18 protein-coding genes are annotated in these 19,690 nt (G+C 65.8%); 8 read left to right on the top strand and 10 right to left on the bottom strand.

Going from position 1 to position 19,690, the window contains the following annotated elements; all coding sequences use genetic code 11:
- Positions 1–21 precede the first annotated feature (21 nt).
- Both HMPREF3092_RS03270 and HMPREF3092_RS11480 read right to left on the bottom strand, forming a co-directional pair.
- Positions 22–234, bottom strand: coding sequence for a hypothetical protein (locus HMPREF3092_RS03270; protein ID WP_034375397.1), 213 nt, complete (start codon positions 232–234; stop codon positions 22–24).
- Between the two features lie 30 nt (positions 235–264).
- A complete protein-coding gene (locus HMPREF3092_RS11480; protein ID WP_226998064.1) occupies positions 265–783 on the bottom strand; it encodes a hypothetical protein in 519 nt (172 codons plus the stop codon).
- Between the two features lie 601 nt (positions 784–1,384).
- On the opposite strand from HMPREF3092_RS11480, the gene HMPREF3092_RS03260 reads away from it, so the two are divergent.
- Positions 1,385–1,756, top strand: coding sequence for a helix-turn-helix domain-containing protein (locus HMPREF3092_RS03260; protein WP_081976562.1), 372 nt, complete (start codon positions 1,385–1,387; stop codon positions 1,754–1,756).
- A gap of 30 nt (positions 1,757–1,786) precedes the next feature.
- Here the strand turns inward: HMPREF3092_RS03260 and HMPREF3092_RS03255 are convergent, their stop codons facing one another.
- From HMPREF3092_RS03255 to HMPREF3092_RS03245, 3 genes are all read right to left on the bottom strand, one after another.
- Positions 1,787–2,374, bottom strand: coding sequence for a ClpP family protease (locus HMPREF3092_RS03255; RefSeq protein ID WP_034375306.1), 588 nt, complete (start codon positions 2,372–2,374; stop codon positions 1,787–1,789).
- Positions 2,371–3,003 (bottom strand): ClpP family protease, encoded by a 633-nt coding sequence (locus HMPREF3092_RS03250; RefSeq protein ID WP_034375303.1) that lies wholly within the window; start codon positions 3,001–3,003, stop codon positions 2,371–2,373. The genes HMPREF3092_RS03255 and HMPREF3092_RS03250 overlap by 4 nt, the downstream gene beginning before the upstream one ends.
- 141 nt (positions 3,004–3,144) lie before the next feature.
- On the bottom strand, positions 3,145–3,750 hold the full coding sequence (locus HMPREF3092_RS03245) for a LysE family translocator (RefSeq protein WP_034375299.1): 606 nt from the start codon (positions 3,748–3,750) through the stop codon (positions 3,145–3,147).
- A 110-nt stretch (positions 3,751–3,860) separates the two neighbouring features.
- Between HMPREF3092_RS03245 and HMPREF3092_RS03240 the strand changes: the two genes are divergently transcribed.
- Complete coding sequence (locus tag HMPREF3092_RS03240) at positions 3,861–5,219, top strand: aminotransferase-like domain-containing protein (protein ID WP_034375297.1); 1,359 nt, start codon at positions 3,861–3,863, stop codon at positions 5,217–5,219.
- 131 nt (positions 5,220–5,350) lie between these two features.
- Here the strand turns inward: HMPREF3092_RS03240 and soxR are convergent, their stop codons facing one another.
- Positions 5,351–5,812: a redox-sensitive transcriptional activator SoxR gene (gene soxR / locus HMPREF3092_RS03235; protein WP_034375295.1), complete on the bottom strand. Its 462-nt coding sequence runs from the start codon at positions 5,810–5,812 to the stop codon at positions 5,351–5,353.
- Positions 5,813–5,862: 50 nt separating this feature from the next.
- On the opposite strand from soxR, the gene HMPREF3092_RS03230 reads away from it, so the two are divergent.
- Entirely contained in the window at positions 5,863–7,296 is a 1,434-nt protein-coding gene (locus HMPREF3092_RS03230) for an MFS transporter (RefSeq protein ID WP_218079000.1), read from the top strand.
- Here HMPREF3092_RS03230 and HMPREF3092_RS03225 read toward each other — a convergent pair.
- The 3 genes from HMPREF3092_RS03225 to HMPREF3092_RS03215 form a co-directional block, all read right to left on the bottom strand.
- Positions 7,293–8,171: a siderophore-interacting protein gene (locus HMPREF3092_RS03225; RefSeq protein ID WP_034375290.1), complete on the bottom strand. Its 879-nt coding sequence runs from the start codon at positions 8,169–8,171 to the stop codon at positions 7,293–7,295. The two genes, HMPREF3092_RS03230 and HMPREF3092_RS03225, sit on opposite strands and share 4 nt — an antisense overlap.
- Positions 8,168–9,673, bottom strand: a complete 1,506-nt coding sequence (locus HMPREF3092_RS03220; RefSeq protein ID WP_256174367.1) for an ATP-binding cassette domain-containing protein — start codon at positions 9,671–9,673, stop codon at positions 8,168–8,170. Before HMPREF3092_RS03220 ends, HMPREF3092_RS03225 begins: the two co-directional genes overlap by 4 nt.
- An 86-nt stretch (positions 9,674–9,759) precedes the next feature.
- Complete coding sequence (locus HMPREF3092_RS03215; protein ID WP_034375285.1) at positions 9,760–11,367, bottom strand: ATP-binding cassette domain-containing protein; 1,608 nt, start codon at positions 11,365–11,367, stop codon at positions 9,760–9,762.
- A 54-nt stretch (positions 11,368–11,421) separates the two neighbouring features.
- On the opposite strand from HMPREF3092_RS03215, the gene HMPREF3092_RS03210 reads away from it, so the two are divergent.
- From HMPREF3092_RS03210 to mobF, 5 genes are all read left to right on the top strand, one after another.
- Positions 11,422–12,021 (top strand): TetR/AcrR family transcriptional regulator, encoded by a 600-nt coding sequence (locus HMPREF3092_RS03210; RefSeq protein ID WP_070423875.1) that lies wholly within the window; start codon positions 11,422–11,424, stop codon positions 12,019–12,021.
- A gap of 69 nt (positions 12,022–12,090) precedes the next feature.
- The gene (locus tag HMPREF3092_RS03205; RefSeq protein WP_218078998.1) at positions 12,091–13,074 is read left to right on the top strand and encodes an ABC transporter substrate-binding protein; all 984 of its coding nucleotides are present in this window, start codon (positions 12,091–12,093) and stop codon (positions 13,072–13,074) included.
- Positions 13,071–14,081 (top strand): FecCD family ABC transporter permease, encoded by a 1,011-nt coding sequence (locus HMPREF3092_RS03200; RefSeq protein ID WP_070423819.1) that lies wholly within the window; start codon positions 13,071–13,073, stop codon positions 14,079–14,081. Before HMPREF3092_RS03205 ends, HMPREF3092_RS03200 begins: the two co-directional genes overlap by 4 nt.
- The gene (locus HMPREF3092_RS03195) at positions 14,078–15,085 is read left to right on the top strand and encodes a FecCD family ABC transporter permease (protein WP_034375273.1); all 1,008 of its coding nucleotides are present in this window, start codon (positions 14,078–14,080) and stop codon (positions 15,083–15,085) included. The genes HMPREF3092_RS03200 and HMPREF3092_RS03195 overlap by 4 nt, the downstream gene beginning before the upstream one ends.
- A 187-nt stretch (positions 15,086–15,272) precedes the next feature.
- Entirely contained in the window at positions 15,273–18,728 is a 3,456-nt protein-coding gene (gene mobF, locus HMPREF3092_RS03190) for a MobF family relaxase (RefSeq protein WP_256174366.1), read from the top strand.
- A gap of 166 nt (positions 18,729–18,894) precedes the next feature.
- Here the strand turns inward: mobF and HMPREF3092_RS03185 are convergent, their stop codons facing one another.
- Positions 18,895–19,686, bottom strand: a complete 792-nt coding sequence (locus HMPREF3092_RS03185) for a siderophore-interacting protein (RefSeq protein ID WP_070423818.1) — start codon at positions 19,684–19,686, stop codon at positions 18,895–18,897.
- Positions 19,687–19,690: the final 4 nt, after the last annotated feature.

The raw sequence follows: 19,690 nt of genomic DNA, 5'->3' as shown, positions 1-19,690 counted from the left end.
CGCCCCTGGCAGCAAAGCAGATTAGGGGGCGGGGCCGTTGCCTTTCTCAGCGACAGCCGGGCTCATGGGGCGTGGCGTGGTGCAGAGCTCGCGCAGTTCGGCCAGCACCGCAGGATCGGCCACCACGGTGGTGAAGCCCTGCGCACTACGGGAGGCGGCGGCGAGCCGCGCGCCGAGCGTGGCAGCAGACGACGGAACAGGGGCGGCGGCGGGGATGGCGGTGTGGGTGTTCATACCGTTAGGTGCGGAGCCCCGCCCCCAGATTCATCGTGGGTTGTGCTTGTCGGGATGGGCGGCGCGGATCGCATCCATCAGCGCCTCGTCGTCGCGCAGAGCGTCCACCGTTTCGCCGCGCAGTAATCGCAGCAGCACACCGTCACCGACCGGGGTACCAGCATGTTTCCGGTCGGGATGCCCGAGCACGATCCGCAACAAGGTCGACCACGAGCGGGGCGGCAGACCGAGCAGCACCGGGATCGTGCGGTCGCGGCGCAGTACCTCGACCCCGCGCTGACGCGAGGACAGATCAGCGAGCCGGTAGACCACATGCTCAACGCACTCGGCAACGAGCGCAGTATCCCAGCCCGCCGAGACGAATAGCGCGACCGTCGCAGACAGCAGCGCGGCCACTCGTGCCTCATGCTCGTTCTCGTCCGCGTCGTCGTCGTTGTGTGTGAATGCGGGGTGATAGTCGGCCAAGCGCTCTCGCTCGGCGAACCGCACAGCATCATGAAACCCGACGATCCGAGCGGTGTGACGCACCTTGTTGGCAGAGGTCAGCATTCCTGCGGCACGAGTCTCCGCGTGACAAGTGATCTGCACGGCACGGGTGACCACGGCCCACGGGTTGTCCGCGTTCCGCGTCGAGGGAGCGAGCATAACCTCGAACGCGGCAGAGGCGACCTCCCAGGCGTCCAGTCCGTGCTTACGCGCGAGTGGCCGGTACTTCGTAGCGGTGTACCGCATAAGTTCTGATGCTTCACGGTCACCCCGCCAGGCGCCCGGCCCGGACTCATGTAACCGGACAAGGAGGGCCCGCAGTCCATGCGGGCTCTCGAATTCGTGGCAGAATGAATCTGCTGGGGCCGCGGCATCGATGCTCGCGGCTGGTGTGCTGTGCTCGTCCACGGTGACGCCTCCCACAAGGGAGGTGCGACAGCGGAACCCGCGACCGGTTTTTCAATCCCAGCGTTATCAGGCGGGTAGTGCCCTGGGTGGGCGACAAGTATGTGAGCGTGATCTGCGGACTTGTTCGCTCTGCGACGCAGAGGATCGCCTCCGACCCCTTGGGAATGGATTGCGCTAGAAGGCGCTGATCTGGACACCGTCTCCGCTGTGAGCAGATTCGGCTGCGGGCTCGGGGGCGGGGGCTTTATCATGAAGCATGGTTGAAACGCCCACGGCTGCGAGCCCGATCAGCCCCAAAAGCACTGATGCCGATGGTGAATCCAGGGTTCCCGAATCCCGCGAACCCCTGTGGCGGCACATGCTCGGTGAATCGCTGAGAGAGCGGCGGACAGATAGCGGTGAGACCTTAAACGAGGTGGCCGCGCGCGCGGGGGTATCGCCGCAGTATCTTTCCGAGATCGAGCGGGGGCTGAAGGAACCTTCGAGCGAGATTATCGCTGCGGTTGGAGGCGCATTAGGGATCACGCTGCTTGATCTCACCTTGGATGTTGCTCGGTCCCTCGCGATGACGAGTGACACACAGGTCGAGATTTCGGTATCGCAGTCGTTCTTTGCGCTTGCTGCCTGATCCCGTGTCTGTGAGCCAGCCATCCTGCTATCACCGTTGCGCGATCACATGGTCAAGAAGTCCGTAATCGCGGGCGGTGCTCGCGGTGAACACCCGATCATGGTCGGTGTCCGCGCGGAGCGTTTCGATGCTCTGGCCCGTGTGGTGCGCGAGTACGCCCTCGATGTCGGAGCGTAGTCTGATGACTTCATCGGCTTGCAAGATGAGATCGGGGATCGTCCCTCGGCCTTGCGCGGCTGGCTGGTGGAGCACGATCCGTGCGTGCGGCAGCGCCGCACGTTTCCCTGGTGCGCCAGCGGCGAGAAGCACTGCTCCGACGGATACCGCTTGCCCGACACATGTTGTGGCGACATTAGGCTTGATGAACTTCATCGTGTCGTAAATGGCGAGCATAGCGCTCGGGTCGCCGCCCTCGCAGTTGATGTAGAGCTGGATGTCACTATCAGGACTGTCTGCTTCGAGGTACAGCAGTTGTGCGATGAGGGCGTTGGCGACTCCCGCGTCGATCCCGGTTCCTAAGTAGACGACACGCTCGGTGAGCAGGTGGGAATACACGTCCATGATGCGTTCACCACGAGGATGTTGCGCGATGACATTGGGAATGGTGTAGCTGCTCATCGGCTTGACCCCTTCGGCTCGGAAGTGAACCCGGTCACCGTCTGGCGTTGCTGGGGCCGGTAGTCGTCGAAGGAACCCACGATGGTGTCGATGAAGCCGTACTCGCGGGCCTGCAAAGCTGAGTACCAGTGGTCGTGCAAGGAGTCTTCAAAGATGCGTTCGACCGGTTGTCCGGTGTCCTCCGCGATCAACCCGAGAACGGTATCGCGCGTGTGGCGGAGGTCGTCCGCTTGTAACGCGATGTCCACAGCGGCACCGCCGATTCCGGCCGAGCCCTGGTGCATGAGTACGCGGGCGTGTGGGAACGCCTTCCGTTTGCCTTTGGTGCCCGCGGAGAGCAGGAACTGTCCGGCGCTGTATGCGATACCGAAAACGAGCGTTGAAACGTCGTTGGGGATCGTGTTCATGACGTCACGGATCGCGAGCATCGCCGGTACCGATCCGCCAGGAGAATGAATCCACAGTGCGATATCGGCTGACGAGTCAATCGAGGCAAGGCTGATGAGTTGTGTTGCGAGCAAGGTGCCGTTGTCGTCATCGAGCGGCCCATCGAGGACGAGCACCCTTCGCTCGTACAGTTCGCGTCTTACGGATTCGGTGAACAGTGGCTGTTTCGGGGAATCGCTCATGCTTCAATCGTCGCTCTCAGCGCAGCAGCGCGTTGAGGTATCTGCTGTTGGCAGAGCTGCCCACAGCAGAGAGGCACCGGTGCCAGATCGGACTACACGGCTGCAGCTTTCTGTCGATCTACCTGACGGCAGGCTTCGTTGTTAGCCGAGGCGTGCCGTCAGCATGGGGTACAGGGTTGCCAGGAGAAGAATCGCCATGAGGATGTTGAACATGCGCCTGTTCTGAGCGCGCTGGAGCCAACCTCGAACACTTGATCCGAACAGCGCCCACAACGCAACGCTCGGCGCGTTGACCAGCGCGTAAATGATGGCGACGACCGCTACCTGCACCACGGTTGCCCCGGCTGGGAGGTAGTTCGCGGACGCTCCTACTGCCATCACCCATGCTTTCGGGTTCACCCACTGAAACGCGGCGGCGCCAAGGAATCCGAGGGGTCTCCGGCGCGTTCCGCTGTCGGACGGTGCGGGGGCTGTGGCGATCTGCCAGGCGAGCCAAACGAGATACAGCGCCCCAACGATCCGTACCCCGGTGTAGAGGGGCGGGTACGCGGTGAACAGTTCGGCAAAACCGAGCCCGACTCCGAATACCATCACTCCGAATCCGATGCTGATCCCGGCGAGGTGCGGGAGCGTCTTGGCGAAGCCGAAATTGACCCCGGAGGCGAGGAGCATCAGGTTGTTCGGTCCAGGAGTGATCGAAGTGACCAGAGCATAGAACCCCAGAGCGAGGAGCGTGTCAGTATTCATCCGGGGACAGCCCCCGGCAGGGAGGGCGCAGGATTGGATCTTTCACACACACTGCGAGTGTGACACTCATCGGCTCAATGCGGCAGGTGTCCTAGTACACTTGACTTCCGATGAGTACACGATCGACCTGGCACCCGTGGATCGAGGACGGTGGCACAGCAGCCCTCCACGAGAGACTCGCGGGAGCACTTGAGAGCGACATTCTCCGTGGCGAGATTGCCCCCGGGGCGCGCCTGCCTGCACATCGTGATCTAGCCCGGCGGTTGGGTATATCGGTGGGCACGGTAACGCGTGCCTACATGAACCTTGAACGCCGAGGGCTGGTTACTGGCGAACATGGACGGGGCACATTCGTTGCTGCGCCGGACTGTCCACGCGACGGGACTGAGCTCATAGACCTGTCTGTCAACGTTCCGCCGCCGATGCTTGCCGCCCGAAAGCTGGCAAGCACGTTGACAGCCCTGCCTCAGCTTGTATCAACGACCGACCTCTCGACCTACTCCGACCCACTCGGCATGCTGCGTCATCGACAGGCGATCGCCACTTGGTTGAGCACCCAGGGCATGCCGGTTACGGCTGAACGAGTGCTGATCACACATGGCGCACAACATGCTCTCGCTGTCGCCTTCGCTGCTGCAGGTGAGCCCAGAGGGGTCGTGATCACTGAAGCACATACCTATCCAGGAGCCCTTGAGTCGGTCCGGCAAACCGGGAAACAACTCATCTCCGTACGCACTGATGACCACGGAGTGATCCCTGACGTGCTCGCAGACGTGCTGAGATCAACTCAGGACGCACCTTCTCGGATCGTGTATCTGACACCAACTCTGCACAACCCGTTCGGCTACGTCATGGATCAACGACGACGGACCAGCATCGTCGACGTGTGCCGCAAGTATGATGCCACCATCATTGAAGACGATGTCTACTCGGTGTTCCGAGCCGCCCAGACAACACCGTTGGCAACGCTCGCCCCCGAAAGAACCTGGTACGTCAACGGCTTCTCCAAGAGCCTAAGTCCAGGCCTCCGAGTCGGTACCCTCGTCTCTCCCGAAAACAACCAGCTCCAGGGACGTGCCGTCCTCCAAGCAACGACCCTGGGGGTCAGCCCGTTAATGGCTGAACTTGTCGCGCGATGGATCTCTGACGGCACCGCCGCCGATATCGCTATCGCGTTGCGCGCCGAATCCGAAGAACGGCTCGACCTCGCCGGGTCGATGCTCGCCGACCGTATCCCGTTTCTTCCCTCTGGCGGCTTCCACCTCTGGCTCCCGATGCCCAGGGCCCAAGCAGAGGAAACCGCGCACCTGGCAGCGCGCGAAGGCATACTCGTCACGCCTCCGACAGCAACGCTCACTGATCCGTCGAGTGAAGAATCGGGTCTCCGTGTGTGCATCGGCCGCCCCGATCCTCGGCAACTCGAACGCGGGCTCGCGCGGCTCAAACGCCTCATTGAGACGATGCCCTAAAGAGGAAGGCCACAGAGGCACGCAAGGTGGAAGCATCCGAACGATCGAGAGCCCAGCGGGTTGGGTCCTCGTCTCCCGCGTCGCAGTTCACGAGCCGTCGACGGCAACCGTGCCGGACCTCTGGCTCAACCTCAGTCCCCTTCGGCGGAGTATCGCAATCGTCTGGCACCAGGGCCTTCAGCGGAAAGCTGGTCATCGGGGTTGAGAATGCGACAGGTATTGAGCGAGAGGCAACCGCAGCCGATGCAGCCAACGAGTTCTTCTTCAAGACGTTCCAGTTCTCGTCGTCTCGCTTCAAGTCGCTCGTGCCAGCGTTTAGAGATCTTTCGCCAGTCGGCCTTTCCCGGCATCCGGTTCTCAGGCAGTGACTCGAACACCTGCGCAACCTCGGCCAAAGGAATACCAAAACGACGGGCAGCGCTGATGATCCCGATCCGACGCAGCACATACCTGGGATACCGGCGCTGGTTCCCAGCCGTACGAACGGAAGAGATCAAACCCTGATCCTCATAGAACCTGACCGCGCTGGTAGCGATTCCAGCGCGTCGAGCGACTTCCCCAACCGTGAGGAGATCCGTGGGTGCGTAGCTCACAGCGCCTTCTCCTTGACTTCAAGTGAACTTGAAGTTCTAGCGTAGCTGATGTGACTTCATCGACACCGGAACACCCGCAGCAGCCCACGCCCTCCGCTATTCCTGAAACCCAATCCGGGTGGAGGGCGCTCTTCTCGAAGCCGCACCTATCGGCAGTCATCGTCATGGCGAGCGGGGTCGGCCTGTACGCCATGAACCTGTACTTCACCGCAGCGCTCATGCCAACCGTGGTTTCAGAGATCGGTGGTGAGCAATACTACGCCTGGGCGTCAACCGGGTATTTGATCACAGCGGTGATAGCGACGATGTTCGTCAGCCGCATGCTCACCACGCAGGGAGCTGCCCGAGCCTACGTCACCGCGTACCTGCTCTTCGCTGCCGGGACCCTCATCAGCGCAGCAAGCCCAACGATGGAACTGTTCGTGACCGGGCGAGCAGTACAAGGCTTTGGCGCGGGCCTACTCACGGGCCTCGGCTACGCGGTGATCCGCAGCGTTCTACCCCAGACCCTCTGGACTCGTGGCACCGGAGTGGTGTCCGCGATGTTCGGCATCGGCACTCTCGTAGGTCCTGCACTCGGCGGCGTGTTCGCCGAACTCGACGCATGGCGCCCCGCGTTCGGTGTGCTCGCCGCGCTTGCGATCGCCCTAACGTTCGTGACGCTGCGTGCCTTGCCCCGACATAAACCTGCGAAGTCTCCACAGGCTCGAGTGCCGATCCCTTCAATCATCGCCCTCGCCCTCACGTCAGCAACACTCAGCCTCAGCTCCACCCTTTCAAGTAACTGGGTGCCGGTGATGATCGGCGCAGGGCTGCTTCTTCTCATCGTGTTTCTCGCGGTCGATGCTCGTGACGTTAACGGGGTGCTTCCTCGACTCACCTATACCCGCGGCAACCAACTCAAATGGGTGTACCTCACGGTCGCAGCGCTATGTGCGGGCGTCATGACCGAGAATTTCATCCCGCTGTTTGGACAGCAGCTCGCGAACCTCTCCCCGTTGCTGGCAGGCCTCCTGGGGGCGGTTCTCTCGCTTGGGTGGGTGGTTGCTCAACTTTTCAGTGCGAACGCCACCGGGAACGTAGCTCGCGCGTTTACTCGTACCGGTCCAGTGCTCCTCACCTTTGGCCTGGTCGCCTACGGGCTATTGCAAGTCACGGACGCTTCGGCGCTCACGGTCGTATTGTGGGTGGTCGTGCTATTGATCGCGGGTGTCGGTATCGGACTTGCTTTCCCGCACCTGTCGGTCGCAGCGATGAGTAGCAGCGACGACGAGGTCGAAGGTGCAAAGGCCGCAGCCGCTGTCAGCACGACGCAGTTGATTGCGTTCACCCTCACCTCGGCGATCGCAGGAAACCTGCTCGTCCTCGGCGGCGCGAGCGACCTCACAGCAGCCCGCTGGCTCATCCTGGGAATCGCCGTTATCACCCTCGTCGGCATTTTTACCGCGCTTTCTGTCACCAGGAAGCCTCGAACAGCACGTTAAGAGGCAGGCGCAGCCTTTGGCTTAGCGTCGATATCGTCCGCGAGCATTTCAGTCTCGGCGCGCGTGTCGGGATCAGTGAGGTCGAGGTCTCGCGTCATCGTCTCCGAGAAGGCGTGTCGGATGTGTTCGTCGCGTGTTGTGCTGTCTTGGCCGTGCTTCCAGTAGGCGGCGGCGAACAGGTGGTCTCGATCCTGTCCGTGCCGGATGAGGCATCGGCGTGCCTCTGCGACGGTCGAGGCTTCGGCAGCGAGCCAGGTCTGTACTCCAGTCTTGAGGGGGATCGTGGGGAGCGTTTTATCGAGTTCGTCGCAGAGTTCTGTCGGTGTCCACCCGTTACCTGTGCGGAGATGCAGTTGGAGGCCGGGGTGCGTCGGGATGAGCACGCTATCGTCGGATTCTGGGATGTGAAGCCAGGCATGTACCCGGTTTGCTTCCGGGATGGCGTGGAGGATCGTGGCAGCTGCGGGGAGTGCACTGGCGTCAGCGATGAGAATGTGCTCGATGACCTCATCACCGAGCGCCCACTCGCGGCGGACAGCATACACATCGACGTGGTCGCCCGGGCGGGCCTGGGCCAGCCAGGGCAGGAGGATACCGCTCGTATGGGTGAGGACGTCGATCTCGATCGTTTCGGGTGCGAGTCGGCGTGAGACGGTCATCGCTCGCATCTCGGGCGCGCCGTTCTTCCCAGGTACGGCGATTTTGATGCCGTCTGCGGGCAGTGTGGGCTTGTAGTCGGCCAGGCCTGCCGAGGCGAGGGTGACGCGCGTGTAGCTCGGGGCGATGCTGTGAATGCTGGTGATCTCGGCGTTGGCGGAGACGGGACGCATGGTCTGCTGCGTGAGTTCGCGGATGCGACGGCGGATGGTAGTCATGCCGGCTGTGGTCCTTCCAAGGGGATGGTGTGGTCGGGGTGCCAGATGGCGGGGTCGCGGTGTGTGACGAAGACGAGAGTCGCATCGATGTCAGCGAGGGCGTCGGCGATCCGCTGTTCTGTGGCCGCGTCGAGAGCGGAGGTGGCCTCGTCGAGCACGAGCACCGGTGCGTTCTTGAGGAGAGCGCGTGCGAGCGCGACGCGTTGACGTTCACCTCCGGAGAGCGCTTGCCCGTGGACGCCGAGGTGCTGGTGGATGCCGAGCGGGTCGCGAGCGATCACCTCGCCCAGTTGGGCGCGCTCGGCCGCGTGGATGATCTCGTCGTCGGAGGCTCCGGGGCGGCCGAGTCTGATGTTCTCGGCGAGCGTGCCGGTGAGCACGACGGGATCCTGGGGGACGTAGGCGATTCTTGCGGTGATCTCCGCCTCCTCGAGTGCGGAGAGCGAGACGCCGCCAAGTGTGACGGTGCCCTCGGCAGGGTCGTCGAAGCGCTGCAACAGTCCGAGGATGGTGCTCTTGCCCGCACCGCTGGGTCCGGCGACGTGGACACGTGCCCCTGGGGGAATGGTCGCGGTGATCGTTCGCAGGGCGGGAGGATGTCCGACGTTGCGGAGTTCGATCTCTGAACCTGCCGGAGGTACGGGGTGAGCGGCGGCGGGAAGGCTTGGCGCCGTCGCGGCGGAATGGTAGGCCGAGCTGTGTGAGCGTACGTCGTTCAGGCTGACGCCGGCGAGGGCGAGTTCGTCGATCGGAGCGGACGCTCGGATGGTGAGCACCAGCAACGCGAGGGTTGCCGCCGGGGCCGCGAACTGTCCGGACACGGCAAGAAGGATCAGCATCCCGGCAACGGGCGTGGCCGATGCGAGAGAGGACACGAGGGTTGCGGGCGCTGCGGCACGGTTGGTTCGCGCCATGGCCTGTTCCTGTCGTGCCCATGCTTCATCTGCGCGGACGAGACCTCGGGGACCGGCTGCGGTGCGGATCAGTTCGAGGTGGTCGACGAGTTCCATCGTCGCGCGCGTCGCCTCCTGCTCGATGCGATGACGTTCGGCGTCAGCGCGTTGCAGATGGCGTTGCGCGAGCATCTGCGCGGCGAGGGCGGCCAGAAGTAAGAGGGCGAGCACGCCTGCCTCGCGAGCACCGGACACGAGTCCGACCGCAACAATCATGAGCAGAGGGACGAGCGGCGCGCAGATCACTGTCTGCAGCTGATGGGCGGGCACACCCATCAGCGCCGGGATGCTGCGTCCGGCAACGGTGGTCACGAGTGCGCGGTTATCTGCCGTGAACCAGGACAGCTTCGCGGCCGAAAGGGATTGGCCGAGCTGGGCGTAGAGGTCGCCGGCCAATCGCGCGCCGCCCAGATACCCGGTGCGGGAGACCAGCACGGTGGCGACCAGCGACACCGCCGCTGCGGCGAGCACGGGCAGGACGCCGCCCCGGTCACGGATCGCGACGGCAAGGACCGTGTAGGCGGTAGCTTCGGCGAGGGCTACGAGCACCCAGCCGGTGCCGATCCATGCGATCCGCCGTCTCGCCGGGGTCGGGAAGCCCGGCCGCGCCTGCTCGGTTGCAGAGGTGCTGCGATTCATCGGTCGTCTCCTTCCGTAGGCGCGGCCGCCGGGAGGAGCCTGAGGACATGGTCGGCTCGGTCGGCGAGGCGCGGATCGTGGGTGACCGCCACGACGGTCTTCCCGTCAGCGCGGGCGAGTTCTTCGAGTTCGTCCCAGAAGCGGGTGGCTGTCGCGTCGTCGAGGGCGCTCGTGGGCTCGTCGAGCAGGATCGCGCCCGCGGGCGCGAGGAACGCGCGGGCAAGCGAAACGCGCTGGCGCTCTCCACCTGACAGCAGGGCGGCGTCGGTATCGAGCGGGAGGTCGAGCTGGGCGCGAGCGAGGGCGGCCGTCAGCGTCGCGTCGTCGGCATCGGGGGCGGTCAGGCGAAGGTTCTCGCGGATGCTTGCGGGAAGCACGTCGCCGCCCTGCGGGATCAGCAGAACCGCCTCCGGCCGTGCCTCTTCGGAGAACGCCGACACGTCGGTTCCGCCGATCCTGACGATGCCGCTCACAGGCGGCTGCAGGCCCGCGAGCACGCGAAGGAGGGTGCTCTTTCCCGCACCACTCGGGCCCGTGACCGCCGTCACCGCGGACGCCGGCGCGGTCAGGGCGAGCCCGTCAAGGATCCTCCGCTCGCCCACCGAGACCACGATCCCGTCCGCCAGAACGCCCGCCGGCCCATCAATCGGGTTCGCGCTGCCGTGCGGCAGCACAGGTTCGGCGAGGAGCGCCCCGATGCGTGAGGCAGCGGCCCGCCCCGCGCTGATGTAGTCGAGGCCGTGTCCGAGCCGGAGTGCGGGCGTGACGAGGGCGAGGCTGAGCAGGAGGATTGCCGCGAGCACGGCGGGCTCCCGGGCGGAGCCGACCGCGTAGGCGATGGCGTAACTCGCGGCCGCTTGCAGCAGGCCGACGGCGACCGCGGCGGGAGTGGCGACGCGTCGCACCCAGGCGAGCATGCCGGTGGTGAAGCGCCGGGCGGCGTCCGTATAGTCCGCGAGGGCGCCTTCCGCTGCGCCGTAGCTGCGGAAGACATGGATGCCACGGGCGTAGTCGTCGATCGCGGTCGTGATCTCGCCCATCACCCGACCCCGCTCGGCACCATGTCTCGCCGAGAGTCGTGGGATCACCGTGAGGTAGGCCGCCCCGGCGAGCACCCCCGGGACGAGGGCGAGCAGGGATACGGGCCCGGCGAGTGCCAGCATCAGTAGAACGGCGCACATGGGGACCGCGACGAGGGTGGCTGCCTCCGCGGGAAGGTGGGCGATCATGTGGTGCAGCGCGGCGACGTCCTCGGAGACGAGCCGACGCGACCGATCCGTCGGGTAGGCGGCCAAACGATCGGCCGGCAGCCGGAGCAGACTACCGGCCACCTCGCGTCGCACACGCGCCTCGAACCGCCCCTCGACAGCGTGCGCGAGCCACGAAGCACCCGCAGCCAGGAGCGCCGCGCACAGCCAGGCGCCGCAGGCCCAACCCACCCCTTCGGGGGCCGGGGTGTCGATCATGCGCACGATCTGCCACATCGCGGCCAGACCGCACAGACCCGAGAGCGTCGCGCCAGCCGCTGCAACGGCCAGCGCCGGGAGGGAGGGACGCAGCAGTCGCAGGACGGCGGGGTCGAAGAGAGGTGTCGTGGTTGTCACCCCCAAAACTATACGCGTATAGTTAGGGTGACCTAAAACGAATTGGATGACATTGTGAACAAACTGGTTCCCGCGCAGATCGTGGACGAGGCCCTCGCCGTCATACGTTCCGATGGCGAGGTTGCGCCCTCGATGCGTTCCCTTGCCACGAAGCTGGGTGTGACCCCGATGGCGCTGTACCACCACTTCGCAGATCGCGACGCGCTGCTACTCGCACTGGTGGAGCGCGTCTCCGAGACGATCGCCTTCCCGGTACCCTCACACGACCCCGTACGGGACTCGGTCGATCTCGCCCTGTGCCTGCACGGCTTCCTCGTCGAGCACCCATGGATGATCCGCCTGATCTCCACCGGCAGGCTCGCAAGCCCGGCCGGCCTCCGGTTCCCGGAAGGGTTCCTCTCCTGCGCACGCCACGCCGGGCTCGATGACGAGGCAGCGTTCGTGTTCTACCGAACCATGTTCGCAACCATCCTCGGGCAGGCCACCATCACCTGCGCCAAGCGGGACCGCCCGAGCGTTCTCCCCGAACACGACGGAGCCCGCGTGCTGCTCCCCGTCGTCACGGAACTGGCGCCGCGCTGGCAGGAACTCGACGCGGCGCAGACCCCGGCGCGAGTGTTCGAAGCCGTGGCGGGCATCCTGTCCGCCGCCTAAGGCCATACCCCAGCAAAGAAACGAGAAAGATCCATGCTCAGATCCGCACATACCCGTACCGCCTCCGCGATGGCTGCAGTGTTGGCCGGCGCGCTGCTACTCGCCGGCTGTGCCTCCGGGCCTACGGCGCCTTCCACGGACGGATCCACACCCGGCGACGGCGCATTCCCGCTGACCCTGCACAACGCCTACGGCGACGTCACGATCACGGACAAGCCCGAACGGATCGCCGCCCTCGGCTACGCCGACGTGGCGCTGGCATCGGCGATGGGTGCGGAGGTGGTGCTCGCGCCCGAATCATTCACGTCGGTCGCCGGAGCAGGCGATGACAAGAACCTGCCGTACATCGACCCGCTCCCCGAGGACACGACCTGGGTGAACCCGATGAGCATCAACGTCGAGCAGGTCACCTCCGCTAAGCCTGACCTCATCCTCGCCACCGCCGCGTTCACACTGGACGAGGCCATGTACCAGCAGCTCAGCGACATCGCACCCGTCGTCACCTACGAGGAAGGCCTCTACCAAGCCACCAGTGAGGAATCCGCCGCGCGCGTCGGGCAAGCCCTCGGCGACCCCGAGGCCGCAGCTCAGCTGATCCAGCAGGCCGACGACGCCATCGCGAAGATGAAGGAAGAACTGCCGAACCTCGACGGCGGCACCTTCCTGTACGGGCAGGCCCGCGACGGCGTGGTCGTGTTCCTGGTCGATCAGGAGAACGTCACCGCCCGGTTCATGCAGCAGCTCGGACTCATCTCCCTCCCCGCGATCACGGACCTCGGCGGACAGGGCTCCGTGCCCGGCTCGATCGACGTGAGCTTCGAACAGGCCCCGCTGTTCAACGACGCCGGCGTGCTGTTCATGACGTACCAGTCCGACGCCCTGCAGGAGAAGTTCGAGTCCGACCCGATCGTGTCCCAGCAGCCGATCATGCAGCAGCGGTACTTCCCCGTCGGCCTCGAGGCCGCGACCGCCTTGCAGGACCCCAACGTCGCGGCCGTGCCGTGGCTGCTCGAAGAGCTGCGCCCCGGCCTCGAACTCATCCCCGCGACGTGACCCGCCCGCTCGAGGAGGCGCGGCCCGCCCGCTGGCCACGCCTCCTCTCAGCGGTGCTCCTCGCAGCCATCCTGGTAGGCCTGCTCGCCTCCGCCAGCATACTGATCGGCTCCCGACCCGTCGGCCCCGCCGAGATCATGGCGCTCGTCAGCGGGCAAGGATCGGAGGACGTGCGGACCCTTGTCGGCGAGGTACGTCTGCCGCGCACCCTCACCGGGCTGCTCGTCGGTGCTGCACTGGCCTGGGCCGGGGCGCTCATGCAGGCGATGACCCGGAACCCCCTCGCAGACCCGGGACTTCTCGGCGTCGGATCAGGGGCCGCATTCGCGGTGACGATCGGCATGAGCTGGCTCGGACTCCGCTCCGCCCTCGGGATCGCCGCCTCCGCGATCATCGGTGCCGCAGCGGTCACCACGGTCGTGCTCATCCTCGGCCTCCGAGGGCGTGCGGACGGTTCTCGGCTGATCCTCGCCGGAGTCGCATTCAGCATGACCATCTCCGGTATCCAGTCGGCCATCACCCTGCTGAACCCCCGCGCTCTCGACGCGATGCGAGCCTGGTCCGCCGGATCGCTCGCAAGCCCCGATCGCGAGGTCATCGCCCTCTCCCTCCCGGTACTGGCCGCCGGCGCTCTGATCGCCCTTCTGCTGGTCCGCCCGATGGACGCGCTCGCCCTCGGCGACGACCTCGCCCGCGGCCTCGGCTCCCACCCCCTGGCCACCCGTGCCGGCACCGGGCTCGCAGCCGTGTGCCTCGTCGGCGCCGCCACCGCGATCGCCGGACCCATCGGGTTCATCGGCCTCATGGTGCCGCACATCGTCCGGCCCTTCACCGGCCCCCGCACCGCACCCCTCCTCCTGATATCCGCGTTCACGGGCGCCGGCCTGGTCCTCACCGCCGACATCCTGTCCCGCATCATCCTCTGGCCAGGAGAGATCCCCGTCGGCGTCGTCTGCGCAGCCCTCGGGGCGCTCGCGATGCTCGTCCTCCTCCGGAGACACCAATGACCCGACGCCCGACCAACCACAGACCCGGTGATCGCACCGCATGGCGGTGGACGATCGCATCCCTCGCACTCACCGGTCTGATCCTCGCCTCACTCACTTCCGGCGACCTGCCGCTGACCCCGCAGGAGGTACTCGACGCGCTCCTCGGACGCGCCGACGACTTCACGACGACCGTCGTCCTGACCTGGCGGCTGCCACGCGCACTCACCGCCCTCGCATTCGGCGCAGCACTCGGCGCAGCCGGCGCGATCTTCCAATCCCTCACCCGCAACCCGCTCGGCAGCCCCGACGTCATCGGCTTCAACACCGGCGCATACACCGGGGTTCTCCTCACGCTGCTCCTCCTCCCAGCAAGCGGGTTCCTCACTCTCGCAATGGCCTCCATCGTCGGCGGCCTCGTGACGGCTGTCCTCGTGCTCGCCCTCGCCCGTCACACGCGAAGCGGGGTCCGCCGCGGCCTCATCCTCACCGGGATCGCCATCAGCGCCCTCCTCGCCGCGGTCAACACCTGGTTGCTGTACCGCACCGACACCGCCACCGCGACAACCGGCTCCATCTGGGCCGCCGGCACCCTGGACAACATACGCTGGGCACAGGCCTGGCCCGCCCTCACGACCCTGGCCATCATTGGAATCGCCACCGCCACTGTTCTCCCGACGCTCCGCATCCTCGCCCTCGGCGACGACCTCGCCACAGCACTCGGCCTACGAGTGCCCCGCACGAGAACGACACTCGCCATCTCCGCGGTACTCCTCACCGCCACCACCACCGCGGTCGCCGGACCGATCATGTTCATCGCCCTCGCCGCGCCCCACATCGCAAAGACCCTGCTCCCACGCAGCCGACCGATCCTCGCCGCCACTGTCTCCGGCGCGATCTTGCTCGCCGCCGCCGACTGGATCGCCGCCCACGCCTTCGCACCAACCCAGCTCCCCGTCGGCGCGATCACCGTCACCCTCGGCGGACTCTACCTCACACTCTCGATCCTGCTGCGACGTCAATGATCAGTCCCGAACCTGCCGAAGAAGCGTCACACGGCCAGACGGCACCTTCCATCCCGCATAGGCCTGAGCACAACAGATCCTCTCGAAAGATCGCTTAGCCTTCACCATCTACACAGTTATGCACGTATGCCACCGTGGGTGGGGTGTGCGCACCTCCTTCATGAGACGACTCATGAGGGAGGCCAGGGTGAAGGGCGGCGTGATCCTGTTCCGCGGCAACGGTGCTGCCGCGCGCCGTTATGTCGAGGCCGACCGTTCGCGCGCTGACGAGTATTACCTCGGCGCGGACAACGCCGTCGCCGAATACACCGTGCTCGATGCTCGTGGCGAGGTCACCGCCACCCGTTCCCTGAGCGCCGCGGAGTATGAGGGGTGGGTGGACTGGATAAACCCGCTCACGGGCGAGTCGATGGGCACCCCGCGTAAACCCGGCGAGAGGTCGAAGGGGTCGCCGTTGTTCGCGGAGATGGCGATCAACGCCCCCAAGAGCCTGTCGGTCGCAGCCGCCCTCCACCCCGAAGTCTCCGCCGCGCTCGATCAGGCGCAGCAGGACGCACTGGGAGAGATTCGACGCTGGCTCGGCCAGCAATCCGTGACGAGGGTCGGCCCGCGCGACCAACGGGAGGTGCTGCCTATCGAGCGGATGCAGGTCGTCGGCATCACTCACAAAACCTCTCGGGCGGGTGACCCGCACCGGCATATCCACATGCAGATCGGTACCCGGGTGTGGGCGGCTGGAAAGTGGCGGGCACTGGATACCGCCGCGTTGTTCAAGCAGCAGGGCGTGATTCGTGCCCTCGGCACGGCGGTCATCGCCGCGCACCCGCACCTCGCGCAGACCCTCGCAGAGCACGGCCTGACCCTCGATCCCGTGTCCGGGGAGGTGACGGAGTTGCAGCCGTTCAACGGTGTCATGTCGAAGCGGTCGGCGCAGATCAGACGCAACCTTGACCGGCTCGAAGCCGAATGGGAAGCTGACCGTCCGGGCGAAGTGCTCGGCCCGGTCATGAGCGCGAAGTTGCAGGGCATCGCGTGGACGCACCAGCGGCCAGGGAAGAAGCCCACGGATTTGAAGAATGAGCAGTGGTGGGTGCAGGAACTTCGCGACGCCGGATACGATCCCGCACGTGTCGAACAGCGTGCAGTGCAGCGCGCGGTGACGCTGGATGAGCTTGCGGTGCAGGAGGTTGCATCACGGGCATTGGATCGCTGCGCCGCCGCATCATCAGCATGGACAACGCACACAGTTCAGGAGCACGTCACCCGCATCACCACCGAACACGGCGTGCAAACCACACCTGCCGAGCTGCGCGACTTCATCGCACTCGCAACTAACCTTGCGCTCTCCGATTGCTTCTCCGTCCTCCCGCCAGAGGCGGCAACGCCGGAGCATGTCGCCCACCTGACTAGCCTCGCCGTGGTCGCCGCCGAGACCGCGCTACGCGACCAACTGGCGGCTGCGTCACCAGGGCAGGAGCATGCGCACCCGGACGTGACCGAGGCCGCGCGGGCGGCAGGGCTCGACGCTGGACAGAGTGCCGCTGCTGCTGCGGTCGCTTCGGCCGACCCGCTCGTGATCGTGGAAGGCGCTGCGGGGAGCGGGAAAACGACGATGCTCCGCACCGCCATCGAAGTTGCCGCCGAACACAGGCGGGCGTCGCGGGTGGTTGCACCGACGTTGCGCGCAGCGCAGGTCGCACACGAAGAACTCCGCGTACCTGCAACATCGGTCGCGGCGCTCGTGCACGCCCACGGATGGCGGTGGAACCGCGACGGCGTATGGACACGCCTGAATCCCGGTGACACCGACCCCGACACCAGACGGATCTACACCGGCCCCGCGCGGGATGCGGTGCTGTTGCGGGGTGAGCGGGTGATCGTGGACGAGGCCGGGATGCTCGACCAAGACACTGCCCACGCCCTCCTCACCATCACCCAAGAGGCAGGCGCGATTGTCGCGCTCGTGGGCGACCGCGCACAACTCCCTGCCGTGGGCCGGGGCGGGGTGCTCGATATGGCCGCCCAGATACGCGGCCGCACCTACGACATGACCGAACTGCACAGGTTTGCTGACGCGGAGTACGCAGCACTCACGTTGACGATGCGCGACCGACAGAACCCCGGCGAGGTGTTCGACCGACTCGCCGCAATGGGCTTCGTGACGCTCCATACTGGTGAGGAGTCGGCCCGCGACCACATCACCGAGAACGCTAGCCAAGATGAGGCGATCACCGTCGCCTTGAACGACGAAGCCGCCGCCTTGAACGAGCGCATCCGCATGGGACGCATCGAACGCGGTGAGGTCGACGACACGATCACGGTGACCGGGAGCGACGATCTGCCCATCGGTCGGGGTGATCTGATCCAGACGCGGAAGAACGACACCGGTTTGGGCGTGGCGAACCGGCAACAGTGGATTGTGCAGCACGTCGCTGAGGACGGCACTCTCTATGCGAGGGAAGTCGCGAGCGGGCGGCGGAACCCGCGCACCGTCGCTATACCTGCCGAGTATGTGAGCGAACACGCGCACCTGTCCTACGCCGCCACCGCTTACGGCGTCCAAGGCACAACGGTCAACACCTCCCACACGTTTCTGTCGGAGGCGACGAGCGCGGCAGGCATCTATGTCGGCATGACCCGAGGCCGAAAGAACAACCGGCTGCACGTCATCGCCGAGAACCTGGCCGATGCTCGGGGGCAGTTCGTCACAGCGATGCAGCGCGACCCCGCCGACCGAGGCCTCGAGCACGCCACCGCGCAAGCTGCGGAAGCAGTGCGCGGCATCGTCAAGAACGGCCCGATTCAGCGCGTCAACGCAGAACTCGCCAGGCTCGATAGGGAAGCCAAGCGCGCAGAACAGGCGGCGCAGCGGTGGGAGCAGACCGCCAAGCAGCTCGACGCCCAACGTGCCAGGCACCGTGACGAATACGAAGAGAGCATCGCCGTGCTTCGTCGGGCCGAGAAAGAAGCCGGACGTGTGCGTGCCGAGGTAGCCGCGCCTCTCGTCGAGCAAGCCGAGCACGACGGCGCGGCGTACCTCGCCACCGTCGAAGCAGAGCGGACAGCGAGCGTACGTCTGGCAACTGTCGGGCGGTTCGGGCGGCGCAAGGTCCGCGATGAGTACCGCGCCGCGAGCGAACAAACGCAGATCACGCGAGCCCGCGTCCGGGATGCGTGGGAGGCTGAGCCGCCACGAACACCCAGCGCGCTACCCGAGTGGGTTGTGCAGGTCACGGGGCGGCGAGCAGAGGCCGATCCCCGAGTGCGAGACGCTGACCATGCTGTCGAATTCGCTCGCACCGAACGAGCCGCAACAAGTGAGCGTCATCGGAACGAGCGCCTGGTGCTCCTGGCGAGCGAGTACGGGCCGGAGAACGCGCGTGCTCGCCAGCACGGGATGCGCGCCCTCAACCCTGCTCGTAATGCCCGCGCCGCCCGCGCTCGTGCAGCGCTGCTTCGTGCCGAGAGCGAGGAAATCCGCGGCATTCCCGCGAATGACGCAGCTGAGCTTATCGAGGCCAAACGCGTAGAGCGGGAACTTGCGCAACATGAAGCCGAACGGCGTCAACGCCAACTCTCCTCTCCCGCTGGGTCGATGCGTCGTAATCCAGATGGGCGATCAGGACACGGGCTGGGACTATGACCCGCACTACGGCAGCGCGTTCATCTTGGTGTCACACCCCATGGATTCTCCGAGTGGTCTTCCTCTGGCCGTGACGACTGGGTCCCGGTCCTCGGTGTAGCGTTCTGCTCGGAAACTCTGCAACCGGTGTGGCGTCAGAATCGCGGTGTGGCACTTCAGGAGTCTGTTAGTCAGAGCCCCCTAAATCGGCGGGCTGGTTTCCGGCTCTGGTTTCGGTCCAGTAGCCGATCACGTGGTGACGGTCGCGGGCTGAGCCGAGTCGTTTGCGGAGCTCGGTGCGGATGGAGCGGCTGGCGGCCGCTTCGCAGGCCGCCCACGCGTACCAGGGCTCATCGGGCGGGGTGAACTCTGCCACTGCGGCCGGCAGCGCGCTGGGGCCCTGACCGTTTCCGGTTCCGATCAACCAGCGGTACTCGATGGTGGCCGCGGCGTCGATGGTTTGGATGTCGCCGGTCTCGGGTACTTCGATGATGGCGAGGGCTCGGGTGGTCTCGGGGAGTTCTTCGATAATGCGTCCCAGGCCGGGAAGCCCAGTGGCGTCGGCGATGAGGAGTTGGAACGTAGCGTCTGATGGCGGGCGGTAGTAGGAGCCGCCACCATGGAAGGCGCCGATGATGTGGCCGGGCTCTGCGCGTTCGGCCCAGTTCGAGGCGATTCCTTCGCCATGGATCGCGAAGTCGATATCGAAACGGCGGCCGTCGTCGTAGACGCGGCGGACAGTGTAATGGCGCCACGGGGGTTCTTCGCCGGTCCACCCGGGCCCGTACTCGGGCGAGTTGAACGTCGTCAGATCGGCTTCGGTCTCGCCGGGGCGGGGTATCGCGATATCCATGCGTTCGTCGCCGGTGCCGTCGGTGGGCCAGCGCCAGTCGCCGATGGTCTGGAACGAGATCTGGATCATGTGCGGGGTGAGTCGTGCGACGCGTTCGACGCGGGCGGGGGAGCAAGGGACGGTCATGGGG

The sequence above is a fragment of the Brevibacterium sp. HMSC24B04 genome, assembly GCF_001806835.1.
In the GTDB taxonomy this organism is placed as follows: Bacteria; Actinomycetota; Actinomycetes; order Actinomycetales; family Brevibacteriaceae; genus Brevibacterium; species Brevibacterium ravenspurgense.
The sequence above is the reverse complement of the archived record's forward strand: the minus strand, read 5'-3'. Positions and strand labels throughout refer to the sequence as shown.

Coding starts and splice junctions, on each gene's coding strand:
- HMPREF3092_RS03270 (WP_034375397.1), bottom strand. CDS start 234: ATGAACACCCACACCGCCATCCCCGCCGCCGCCCCTGTTCCGTCGTCT.
- HMPREF3092_RS11480 (WP_226998064.1), bottom strand. CDS start 783: ATGCTGACCTCTGCCAACAAGGTGCGTCACACCGCTCGGATCGTCGGG.
- HMPREF3092_RS03260 (WP_081976562.1), top strand. CDS start 1,385: ATGGTTGAAACGCCCACGGCTGCGAGCCCGATCAGCCCCAAAAGCACT.
- HMPREF3092_RS03255 (WP_034375306.1), bottom strand. CDS start 2,374: ATGAGCAGCTACACCATTCCCAATGTCATCGCGCAACATCCTCGTGGT.
- HMPREF3092_RS03250 (WP_034375303.1), bottom strand. CDS start 3,003: ATGAGCGATTCCCCGAAACAGCCACTGTTCACCGAATCCGTAAGACGC.
- HMPREF3092_RS03245 (WP_034375299.1), bottom strand. CDS start 3,750: ATGAATACTGACACGCTCCTCGCTCTGGGGTTCTATGCTCTGGTCACT.
- HMPREF3092_RS03240 (WP_034375297.1), top strand. CDS start 3,861: ATGAGTACACGATCGACCTGGCACCCGTGGATCGAGGACGGTGGCACA.
- HMPREF3092_RS03225 (WP_034375290.1), bottom strand. CDS start 8,171: ATGACTACCATCCGCCGTCGCATCCGCGAACTCACGCAGCAGACCATG.
- HMPREF3092_RS03205 (WP_218078998.1), top strand. CDS start 12,091: ATGGCTGCAGTGTTGGCCGGCGCGCTGCTACTCGCCGGCTGTGCCTCC.
- HMPREF3092_RS03195 (WP_034375273.1), top strand. CDS start 14,078: ATGACCCGACGCCCGACCAACCACAGACCCGGTGATCGCACCGCATGG.
- HMPREF3092_RS03185 (WP_070423818.1), bottom strand. CDS start 19,686: ATGACCGTCCCTTGCTCCCCCGCCCGCGTCGAACGCGTCGCACGACTC.